Annotated in this window: 8 protein-coding genes and 1 pseudogene; 8 read left to right on the top strand and 1 reads right to left on the bottom strand. The window is 68.0% G+C overall.

What is annotated here, in order from left to right; translation table 11 throughout:
- A partial coding sequence (locus tag AWZ10_RS55750) for an SCO2400 family protein (protein ID WP_425264498.1) occupies window positions 1–285 on the bottom strand: 285 nt, incomplete at its 3' end.
- A gap of 259 nt (window positions 286–544) precedes the next feature.
- On the opposite strand from AWZ10_RS55750, the gene AWZ10_RS19150 reads away from it, so the two are divergent.
- The 8 genes and pseudogenes from AWZ10_RS19150 to AWZ10_RS19115 all read left to right on the top strand — a co-directional run.
- Window positions 545–1,702 (top strand): mandelate racemase/muconate lactonizing enzyme family protein, encoded by a 1,158-nt coding sequence (locus AWZ10_RS19150; RefSeq protein WP_046706573.1) that lies wholly within the window; start codon window positions 545–547, stop codon window positions 1,700–1,702.
- Window positions 1,699–2,721 (top strand): zinc-dependent alcohol dehydrogenase, encoded by a 1,023-nt coding sequence (locus AWZ10_RS19145; RefSeq protein WP_060891658.1) that lies wholly within the window; start codon window positions 1,699–1,701, stop codon window positions 2,719–2,721. The genes AWZ10_RS19150 and AWZ10_RS19145 overlap by 4 nt, the downstream gene beginning before the upstream one ends.
- Window positions 2,722–2,846: 125 nt before the next feature.
- Window positions 2,847–3,815, top strand: a complete 969-nt coding sequence (locus AWZ10_RS19140) for a hypothetical protein (protein ID WP_037704426.1) — start codon at window positions 2,847–2,849, stop codon at window positions 3,813–3,815.
- Between the two features lie 106 nt (window positions 3,816–3,921).
- Window positions 3,922–5,034: a multiple monosaccharide ABC transporter substrate-binding protein gene (gene chvE, locus AWZ10_RS19135; protein ID WP_078935491.1), complete on the top strand. Its 1,113-nt coding sequence runs from the start codon at window positions 3,922–3,924 to the stop codon at window positions 5,032–5,034.
- Window positions 5,035–5,066: 32 nt separating this feature from the next.
- Entirely contained in the window at window positions 5,067–6,617 is a 1,551-nt protein-coding gene (gene mmsA, locus AWZ10_RS19130) for a multiple monosaccharide ABC transporter ATP-binding protein (protein ID WP_046706570.1), read from the top strand.
- The gene (gene mmsB, locus AWZ10_RS19125) at window positions 6,614–7,858 is read left to right on the top strand and encodes a multiple monosaccharide ABC transporter permease (RefSeq protein ID WP_046706569.1); all 1,245 of its coding nucleotides are present in this window, start codon (window positions 6,614–6,616) and stop codon (window positions 7,856–7,858) included. Before mmsA ends, mmsB begins: the two co-directional genes overlap by 4 nt.
- Before the next feature lie 120 nt (window positions 7,859–7,978).
- Window positions 7,979–9,040, top strand: a pseudogene (locus AWZ10_RS19120) (aldose epimerase family protein); the annotation flags it as partial.
- A gap of 185 nt (window positions 9,041–9,225) precedes the next feature.
- Window positions 9,226–10,766, top strand: a 1,541-nt coding sequence (locus AWZ10_RS19115) for a pyridoxal phosphate-dependent aminotransferase (RefSeq protein ID WP_060891656.1), incomplete at its 3' end; no start/stop codon positions are given.

Raw genomic sequence — 10,766 nt, 5'->3', positions numbered from 1 at the left:
GGCCGCGTCCTCGAACGCGTCGTCGCGTTCACCCACGGGCATGTCGCCCTGCCCCGCCCGCCCGCCGCGACCACGGCCCTGGGACCGGGATCGGGCACGGCGTCCGCCGCTCGGGCTCTCGGGGGTGGCTTCCCCCCCGGACGCGTCCTCGCGCTCGTCCACGGCCGCGTGGTCCCGGACGGACAGCGCGTCCGGATGGGCCCGGCACTCTTCGGCCGACGCGCCGCACCCCGAACAGGAGAGGGCGCCATTGAGGTGCCGTTGGCACGGGTGGCAGTAATCCATGACGCCGGAAGATTATGTTCCGCAGTGGTGACGTTCCCGGGTGGGCCCGTGAAAGTTGTGTAGGAACCTCGTGGACCGGGGCCTCGCGGCGGGGACGGTCCGGATCATTTGCCCGCCATCCCGGCCATCGGCGACCATCGACCCGAAACCGTTGTGCGTTCGACCCATTGACACTCCGACCGGGTCGTCCTTACTGTCGCGACCAGCATTTCGAACGAGCGACGAAATTTCGAACAGACCACAGAGGACAGGGAGTACCGTGCGCATCACGGGAATCAGCACGCACGTGGTCGGGACGCCGTGGCGGAACCTGACCTACGTCCTGGTGCACACCGACGAGGGGCTCACCGGCGTCGGCGAGACCCGCATGCTCGGCCACACCGACGCACTGCTCGGCTATCTGCACGAGGCACAGGCCAACCACATTCTCGGCTCCGACCCGTTCGCTGTCGAGGATCTGGTCAAGCGGATGAAGTACGGCGACTACGGTCGGGCCGGCGAGATCGTCATGTCAGGCATCGCCGTCATCGAGATGGCCTGCTGGGACATCAAGGGCAAGGCCCTCGGCGTCCCCGTCTGGCAGCTGCTGGGCGGGAAGGTCACCGACAAGGTCAAGGCGTACGCCAACGGGTGGTACACCACCGAGCGCACGCCCGAGGCGTACCACAAGGCGGCGCAGGGGGTCATGGAGCGCGGTTACAAGGCGCTCAAGATCGACCCCTTCGGTACCGGCCACTTCGAGCTGGACCACGAGCAGAGCATGTACGCGGTCTCCCTGATCGAGGCCGTGCGCGACGCCATCGGGCCGGACTCCGAGCTGATGCTGGAGATGCACGGCCGGTTCTCGCCCTCGACCGCCGTCCGCCTCGCCAAGGACCTGGCCCCCTTCAAGCCCGCGTGGCTGGAGGAGCCGTGCCCGCCGGAGAACCTGAAGGCGCTGGAGAAGGTCGCCGCCAAGGTCGACATCCCGGTGGCCACGGGTGAGCGGATCCACGACCGGATCGAGTTCCGGGAGCTCTTCGAGAGCCAGGCCGTGGACATCATCCAGCCGGACGTCGGCCACATCGGCGGCATCTGGGAGACCCGCAAGCTGGCCGCGACCGCCGAGACCCACTACACGCTGGTCGCGCCGCACAACGTGGGCGGGCCGGTGCTGACCGCGGCGTCCCTGCAGGTGGGCTTCACCTCCCCGAACTTCAAGATCCTGGAGCACTTCAACGACTTCGCGGACGCGGAGATCAAGAAGGTCGTCTCGGGGGCCCCGGAGGTCGTGGACGGCTACTTCCACCTCTCCGACAAGCCGGGTCTCGGTGTCGAGCTGGACGTGGACGCGGCGGCGGAGTTCCCGCAGCAGCAGGCCCGGTTCGACCTGTGGGCCGAGGGCTGGGAGCAGCGCAAGCCCAAGGGGACCGAGTGAGCACCTCGCCCGACGCGGCCACCGCCGTCGTCATCGAGGCACCGGGCGAGCACCGGCTCGTCCCGCACGAGCCCCGGCAGCCGGAGGCCGGCGAGGCCCTGGTCCGGGTGCACGCCTCCGGGATCTGCGGCAGCGACCGCGAGGTCTTCCAGGGCAACCGGCCGGAGGGGTACGTCCGTTACCCCCTCACACCGGGCCACGAGTGGTCCGGAACGGTCACGGCCGTAGGTGACGGTGTCCCTTCAAGTCTTGTAGGTCGCAAGGTCGTCGGCGAGGGCTTCCGGAACTGCCAGGTGTGCAACCGCTGCCACGCGGGCGAGACCACACTGTGCTCGGCGGGGTACGAGGAGACCGGGTTCACCCAGCCCGGCGCGATGGCCACGACCCTCACGCTGCCCGCCCGCCTGCTGCACGTTCTCCCGGACGACGCGGATCTGACGGCGGCGGCGCTGCTGGAGCCGGCCGCGTGCATCGCGGCCGCCGCGCTCAAGGCGAACGCCGTCCCCGGCGAGCGGGTCGCCGTGGTGGGCACGGGAACGCTCGGCATGTTCGCCGTTCAGTTCCTGAAGGCGGGCTCACCGGCCGAGCTGCTCGTCGTGGGCACCCGTCCGGACCGGGCGGAGCTGTCGAAGCGGTTCGGTGCCACGGACTTCCGCACCAAGGACCAGGAACTGCCGGGCGACTTCGACGTCGTCATCGAGACCGCCGGGTCCGCGGACGCGGCGCGCACGGCCGCCGCACTGCTGCGGCGCGGCGGGCGACTGGTCCTGACGGGCATCCCGGCGCCGGGCGCGGACGGGCTCGACCCGACGGATCTCGTCGTGCGGCAGCTGGAGGTGCACACCGTCTTCGGTGCGGCCCCCGACGCCTGGGCGCACACCGTGCGGGTCTTCGGGGCCGGACTGCTGGACCCGCTGCCGCTCGTCACGCACGAGCTGCCGCTGGAGGAGTTCTCGCAGGCCATCGAGCTGGTCGGGTCCGGCGACCCGACGGTCGGAAAGGTCCTGCTGCGGCCATGACACACCCCTGAGCCGTACGCCGGTACGGGGCTCCCTGACGACTTCGTACCGGCGTACACCCAAGAGCTTTGTGCACCAAGAGCCGCGAACCTTGTCCGAAATATCGAACCCGTGAAGGACAGCTTGTGACCGACACCACCGCTCCGGCACCGCGCCGACCCGGCGAGCAGGCGCTTGCCGCGCTCGGCCTGGGCGCGCCCGCCCTCGATCCCTCCGACGCCTCCCCGCACTCCTTCCCCGGCGGCGGCAGCTGGCGCACCGAGGTCCCCTCCGTCGAGGGGCCCGAGGCGCTCGCCGTGGTCCTCAAGGAGGCCTCGCGGCTCGATGTGCCGATCCACCGGATCAGCCAGGGCAGCGGTGTGTGGATGCTCACCGACGCCGAGATCACCGAGATGGTGGAGGCGACGGCCGAGCGCGACATCGAGCTCTGCCTGTTCACCGGCCCGCGCGGCACCTGGGACATCGGCGCCTCCACCCGTACCGACTCCAAGGGCGCCGGCCTCAGGGCCCGCGGTCACGACGCGGTCGCCGGATGTGTCGAGGACGCCGTGCGCGCGACCGAGCTGGGTGTGAAGTGCCTGCTCGTCGCCGACGAGGGTGTGCTGTGGACACTGCACCGGGCGCGGGTGGAGGGGATCATCCCGGCCGACACGACCTTCAAGGTGTCGGCGCTGATCGGGCCGGTCAACCCGACCGCGTACGCCGTGTACGAGAACCTCGGCGGCGACTCGATCAACGTGCCGAGCGATCTGACGCTCGATCACCTCACGGAGATCCGGCGGGTGTCCGGCGCTCCCATGGACATGTACATCGAGGCCCCCGACGATCTTGGCGGCTATGTGCGGATGTACGAGGTCGCCGAGCTGATCCGGCGCGGCGCACCGATCTATCTGAAGTTCGGCCTGTCGAAGTCCCCCGGGATCTACCCCTACGGGCACCACATGCGGGACCTCACCCTGTCCACGGCCAAGGAACGCGTACGGCGCGGCCGGCTGGCCCTGGACCTCCTCGCACGGCACGGAGCGGACGGCGACATGGCCCCGCTCGGCTCGCGGCTGCCGGGCGAGTTGAAGCGGTTCGGAACGCCTGCATAACGTTCCGGAAACCCCCCCTTCACAAAACCCGACGCAGTCGCACAGACTCCGACACAACTCTTCGCTCCACCGGATCCCGGCCTCATAAACATCAAGGAAGATGATCATGCGTACTCGCCGAGCCGCTCTCGCCTCCATAGCCACCGCCGCCTCCCTGGCCCTTACCCTCTCGGCCTGCGGTCAGAGCTCCGAGGGCGGCAGCGAGCAGAAGTCCTCGGGTGACACCAAGGGTGCCACCATCGGCATCGCGATGCCGACCAAGTCCTCCGAGCGCTGGATCTCCGACGGCAACAACGTCGTCAAGGACCTGGAGGCCAAGGGCTACAAGACCCAGCTGGTCTACGGCGAGGACAAGCCCGAGCAGCAGGTCTCGCAGATCGAGAACCTGATCGCCCAGGGCGTCAAGGCGCTGATCGTCGCCGCGATCGACAACAAGTCGCTCGACAACGTGCTGCAGCAGGCCAAGGACGCGGACATCCCGGTCATCTCCTACGACCGTCTGATTCTCAACAGCCCGAACGTCGACTACTACGCCTCCTTCGACAACAGCAAGGTCGGCGAGCTCCAGGCCAACTACATCGTCGAGAAGCTCGGTCTGACGGCGGGCAAGAAGGGCCCCTTCAACATCGAGCTGTTCGCCGGCTCCAACGACGACAACAACACCAAGTACTTCTTCAACGGCGCGATGAGCGTGCTCCAGCCGTACATCGACAAGAAGCAGCTCGTCGTCCAGTCCGGCCAGACCAAGATCAACCAGGTCACCACCCTGCGCTGGGACGGCGCCACCGCCCAGCGCCGCATGGACGACATCCTCACCAAGTCGTACAAGAGCGAGAAGGTCGACGCGGTCCTCTCCCCCTACGACGGCATCTCCATCGGCATCCTGTCGGCGCTGAAGTCGGACAGCTACGGCTCCAAGAGCAAGCCGCTGCCGGTCCTCACCGGCCAGGACGCCGAGCTGGCCTCGGTGAAGTCGATCATCGCGGGCGACCAGACGCAGACGGTCTACAAGGACCTGCGTGAGCTGGCCAAGGTCGCCTCGAACATGGTCGACGCGGTGCTGAACGACAAGAAGGTCGAGACGAACGACACGAAGACCTACGACAACGGGTCCAAGGTCGTCCCGGCGTACCTCCTGGAGCCGGTCAGCGTCGACAAGACCAACTACTCGGAGATCCTCGTCGACGGCGGTTACTACACGGCGGACCAGCTCAAGTAAGCGTCGGATCTCAAGGATTGGAAGGCAAGACCATGGCGGGACCCGTCCTGGAAATGCGCTCGATCGTCAAGACCTTTCCCGGTGTGAAAGCGCTGTCGGACGTCACTCTGACCGTCCGCCAGGGCGAGGTCCATGCCATCTGCGGTGAGAACGGCGCCGGCAAGTCCACCTTGATGAAGGTGCTCTCCGGCGTCCATCCGCACGGCACCTACGAGGGCGACATCCTCTTCGAGGGTGAGCTCTGCTCCTTCAAGGACATCCGGGCCAGCGAGCACCACGGCATCGTGATCATCCACCAGGAGCTGGCGCTGGTGCCGTACCTCTCCCTCGCGGAGAACATCTTCCTCGGCAACGAGCACGCCACGCGCGGGCTGATCAACTGGAACGAGACCTTGCGGCACGCCTCCGAGCTGCTGCGCCGGGTCGGTCTGAGCGATCACCCCGAGACCCGCGTCGCCGACATCGGCGTGGGCAAGCAGCAGCTCGTGGAGATCGCGAAGGCGCTGTCGAAGAAGGTGAAGCTGCTCATCCTGGACGAGCCGACCGCGGCCCTGAACGACGAGGACAGCGACAAACTCCTCGATCTCATCCTGGAGTTGAAGAAGCAGGGCATCACCTCGATCATCATCTCCCACAAGCTCAACGAGATCCGCAAGGTCGCGGACTCGGTGACGATCATCCGCGACGGGAAGTCCATCGAGACGCTCGACGTGAAGTCGGCGGACACGACCGAGGACCGGATCATCTCCGGCATGGTCGGCCGCGACCTCGACCACCGCTTCCCCGAGCGCACCCCGCACGAGGCGGAGGTCGGGGTGGCCCCCGCCCTGGAGATCCGCAACTGGACCGTGCACCACCCGATCGACCAGCAGCGCAAGGTCGTCGACGACGTGTCGATCAACGTGCGGCGCGGGGAGATCGTCGGTATCGCGGGTCTGATGGGCGCCGGCCGCACCGAACTCGCGATGAGCGTCTTCGGGCGGACGTACGGCCGGTACGCGGCGGGCACGGTCCTCAAGGACGGCACCGAGATCCGTACGAAGAGCGTCCCGGAGGCGGTCAAGCACGGGATCGCGTACGTCACCGAGGACCGCAAGCACTACGGCCTCAACCTCATCGACACGATCAACCGGAACATCTCGCTGAGCGCCCTGCAGAAGGTCTCCAAGCGCGGTGTGGTCGACGAGCACGCGGAGCGCCAGGTGGCCGAGCGCTACCGCAAGTCCATGAACATCAAGGCGCCGACCGTCTTCGAGCCCGTGGGCAAGCTGTCCGGCGGCAACCAGCAGAAGGTCGTCCTCAGCAAGTGGATCTTCGCGGGTCCCGATGTGCTGATCCTGGACGAGCCGACCCGCGGTATCGACGTCGGCGCCAAGTACGAGATCTACACGGTCATCGACAAGCTGGCCGCTGAGGGCAAGGCGGTCGTCTTCATCTCCTCCGAGCTGCCGGAACTGCTCGGGATGTGCGACCGCATCTACACGATGGCCGCAGGACGGCTGACCGGCGAGTTCCCGCGTGCCGAGGCCACGCAGGAATCGCTGATGCGTCAGATGACGAAGGACAAAGAGGTAACCCGATGAGCACGGATGTGACCGCCAAGAGCCCGGCCCCCGCGCCGCCCGGCAAGAGCGGGGGCGCGGTGGGCGGAGGTCTGCTCCAGCTGTTGCTGGACGGCATGCGCCGCAACATGCGGCAGTACGGCATGCTGATCGCCCTCGGCGTGATCGTGGCGCTGTTCGCGGTGTGGACCGACGGTGACCTGCTGCTGCCGCGCAACGTCTCCAACCTGGTGCTGCAGAACAGCTACATCCTGATCCTCGCGATCGGCATGATGCTGGTCATCATCGCCGGCCACATCGACCTCTCGGTCGGCTCACTGACCGCGTTCGTCGGCGCCTTCGCGGCCGTACTGACCGTGCAGCACGACGTCTCCTGGCCCGTCGCCGTGGTCCTCTGCCTGATGGTGGGCGCCCTGGCCGGCGCGATCCAGGGCTACTTCATCGCGTATCTCGGGATACCGTCGTTCATCGTCACCCTCTCCGGAATGCTGACCTTCCGCGGTGTCACGGAGATCCTGCTGCAGGGCCAGACCCTCGGCCCCTTCCCCGCGGGCCTGCAGAAGATCGGCAACGGCTTCCTGCCGGAGACCGGTCCGGAGACGAACTACCACAACCTCACCCTGCTCCTCGGCCTCGTCCTGATCACCTTCGTGGTGCTCCAGGAGGTCCGGGACCGCAGGCGTCAGCGGGAGTTCTCGCTCGACGTGGCGCCGATGAACATCTTCCTGCTGAAGCTCGTCGCGATCGTCTCCGCGCTGCTCGTCGTCACCATGCTGCTCGCCAGCTGGAGGGGCGCGCCGATCATCCTGATCATCCTCGGTGTGCTGGTGGTCGGTTACGGCTACGTCATGCGGAACACGGTCTTCGGCCGTCACATCTACGCGATCGGCGGCAACCTGCCGGCGGCGAAGCTGTCCGGCGTGAAGGACAAGAAGGTCACCTTCTACGTCTTCCTGAACATGGGCGCCCTGGCGGCCCTGGCAGGTCTGGCGATCGCCGCCCGCCTCAACGCGGCCGGCCCGAAGGCTGGCCTCAACTACGAACTGGAGGCCATCGCCTCGGCGTTCATCGGCGGCGCGTCCATGAGCGGCGGTGTCGGCACCGTCCTCGGCGCGATCATCGGCGGTGTCGTCCTCGGTGTCCTCAACAACGGCATGAACCTCCTCAACGTCGGCTCCGACTGGCAGCAGGTCATCAAAGGCCTGGCCCTGCTGGCGGCCGTCGGGTTCGATGTGTGGAACAAGCGCAAGTCCGGTTCGTAGCCGGGTTTTCGCAGCCAGGTTTTCGTAGTCACGTTTTCGCAGTCACGTTTCGCAGTCAGGTTTTCGAGCTGGTCGACGGGTCCCGCGTGCCACGAGCCCGCGGGGCCCCTCGGCTTTTCCACGAGAGGCAGGAAGCCGGTGAAGGAGCTCTTCGGCAAACTGGCCGACGGCACCGAGATCCACCGCTGGTCGCTGGAGAACGGCGGCACCCGTCTGAAGGTCCTGTCGTACGGCGGGATCGTGCAGTGCCTGGAGACCCCCGACCGGGACGGCCGGTACGCGAACATCTCCCTGGGCTTCGACACCGTCGAGGACTACGTCGCCGGGTCGCCCTACTTCGGCGCGCTGATCGGCCGGTACGGCAACCGGATCGGCGCGGGCCGCTTCACGCTGGACGGCGAGACGTACGAACTCTCCGTCAACGACGGCGCGAACAGCCTGCACGGCGGGGCGGACGGCTTCGACAGGGCCGTGTGGGACGTCGAGCCGTTCACGGACGGCTCGGACGTGGGTCTGCGGCTGTCGTACACCAGCGCCGACGGGGAGATGGGCTACCCCGGCACGCTGGCCGTGGAGGTCACCTACACCCTCACCGAGCGGGGCGAGTGGCGCATCGACTACGGGGCGACCACCGACCGGACCACCGTCGTCAACCTCACCAACCACGTGTACTGGAACCTCGCGGGAGAAGGCAGCGGCTCGGTCCTGGACCACGAGCTGACGATCGCCGCCGCCCGCTACACCCCGATCGGCTCCGGCCTGATCCCCACCGGCGAGCCGGCCGACGTCGCGGGCACACCCTTCGACTTCCGCACGGGCAAGGCGGTGGGCAAGGACGTCCGCGCGGCAGATCCGCAGCTGCTCCGGGCCAAGGGGTTCGACCACAACTGGGTCCTGGACAAGGGCGGTACGGCCGGGCCGGAATGGGCCGCCACGCTCACCGACCCGGCGTCCGGCCGCACACTGAAGATCTCCACGACCGAGCCGGGGCTGCAGTTCTACTCCGGGAACTTCCTGGACGGCACGCTCGTCGGACCGTCCGGGAAGACCTACCGGCAAGGGGACGCGCTGTGCCTGGAGACCCAGCACTTCCCGGACTCGCCGAACAAGCCGTCGTACCCGTCGACGGTGCTGCGACCTGGGGAGACGTACCGATCGACGACGGTCCACGCCTTCGGATGACAGCCACCCGGCAGCGGCCCACGGCGATTCTTCACAGGTGATTCACAAGTTCCCACCGAATTCTCAGCGGTTGAACAGAGCCGCCTCAGCCTCCGTATGTATGAGCGGCCCGTGCTCCCCCGCACGGGCCGCCCTAGTCGTCGGGCCCGCTCGTCCCCAACGGGCCCGCCCCCTACGGAGGTTCCATGGCCGACAACGTCACCTCGTTGTTCCGCAGCACTGCGGCGCACAGCCCTTCGATGGCTGCGCTGACGCGTGAGGGCGGCGACGGGGTGGGTCCGGTGGACTTCTGTATCCCGTGCAACCCGTACTTCCCCACGCCCGCCATGTTCGACGACATGGCGAGCAGACTGCGCGACATCATCACGTACTACCCCAGCAGCGCCGACACCATCACGGCCGAGCTGTGCAACCTGCTCCAACTGCCCCCGCAGTGCGTGGCGATGGGCAACGGCTCGACCGAACTCATCACCTGGATCGACCACCTGCTGGTCCGGGAGTCCCTCGCCGTCCCCGTCCCCACCTTCGGCCGCTGGACCGACCAGCCGATGGAGACCGGCAAGCGCGTCGACATGTTCCCGCTCCAGGAGTCCAGCGGCTTCGCCCTGGACCTCGCGCAGTACGCCGAGTTCATCCGCGCCCGCGGCACCCGGGTCGCCGTCATCTGCAACCCGAACAACCCCGACGGCGGCTTCCTGCACCGGCACGCGCTGGTGCAGTTCATGGACGCGATGGCCGACCTGGACCTGATCGTCATCGACGAGTCGTTCCTGGAGTTCGCCGACGCCGAGTCCGAGCCGAGCACGGTCCAGGACGCGGTCATGCGGCCCAACGTGGTCGTACTGCGCAGCCTCGGCAAGAACTTCGGTCTGCACGGCATCCGCTTCGGCTACATGGTCGCCAACCCCGCCCTCGCCGGCAAGATCCGCTCGATGCTGCCGAAGTGGAACCTCAACTCCTTCGCCGAGTACGTGGTGTTCATGCTCAAGAACCATGGCGCCGAGTACATGGAGAGCCTGCACCAGGTCCGCCGGGACCGCCTGGACATGGCCCGCCAGCTCTCCGCCCTCCCCGGGCTGACGGTCTACCCGTCGCAGGGGAACTTCCTCTTCGTGCGCCTGCCCGTGGGCGCCGAGGGCACCGTGGTCCGCGACCGGCTCCTCACCGAGCACCGGATCCTGGTCCGCGAGTGCGGCAACAAGGTCGGCTCGTCCAGTCGCTTCCTGCGACTCGTGGTCCGGCCCCAGGTGGACGTGCGTCGCCTGGTGTCCGGCCTGGAGTCGGTTCTCTACGGGTCCAGGAGGGGAGCCGCCGTACCGGAGCTGAGCACCGGGACCAGCTACAGCTCGGGTACGGCGGCCGTGGACCGGCTGATGGGCGAGACCAGCGGCACCGGGATGCACAACCTCGCCGCGCAGGCCATGAGCATGCCGGCCCCGGCTGCCGCGTCCTCCATGCAGTTCGCGTCCCCGGCCCAGGCGCCCGCCGCCTCCATGCAGTTCGCGTCCCCCGCACCCGCTCCCGCGGCGTCCATGCAGTTCGCGTCCCCCGCGCCCGCTCCCGCCGCCGCCATGCAGTTCGCGTCCCCGCCTCAGGCGCCCGCCGCCTCCATGCAGTTCGCGTCCCCCGCACCCGCTCCCGCGGCGTCCATGCAGTTCGCGTCCCCGGCACCCGCTCCCGCGCCGACCCCGATGCCGATGCCGATGCCGACCCCGATCCCCGCGCC

Origin of the sequence: Streptomyces europaeiscabiei (genome assembly GCF_001550375.1) — a bacterium.
Classification (GTDB): domain Bacteria; phylum Actinomycetota; class Actinomycetes; order Streptomycetales; family Streptomycetaceae; genus Streptomyces; species Streptomyces europaeiscabiei.
This window is presented reverse-complemented; position numbering and strand designations above follow the sequence as displayed.

Bases quoted from the DNA above. Each gene is read 5' to 3' on its own strand.
- chvE (WP_078935491.1), top strand. From the start codon at position 3,922: ATGCGTACTCGCCGAGCCGCTCTCGCCTCCATAGCCACCGCCGCCTCC.
- mmsA (WP_046706570.1), top strand. From the start codon at position 5,067: ATGGCGGGACCCGTCCTGGAAATGCGCTCGATCGTCAAGACCTTTCCC.
- mmsB (WP_046706569.1), top strand. From the start codon at position 6,614: ATGAGCACGGATGTGACCGCCAAGAGCCCGGCCCCCGCGCCGCCCGGC.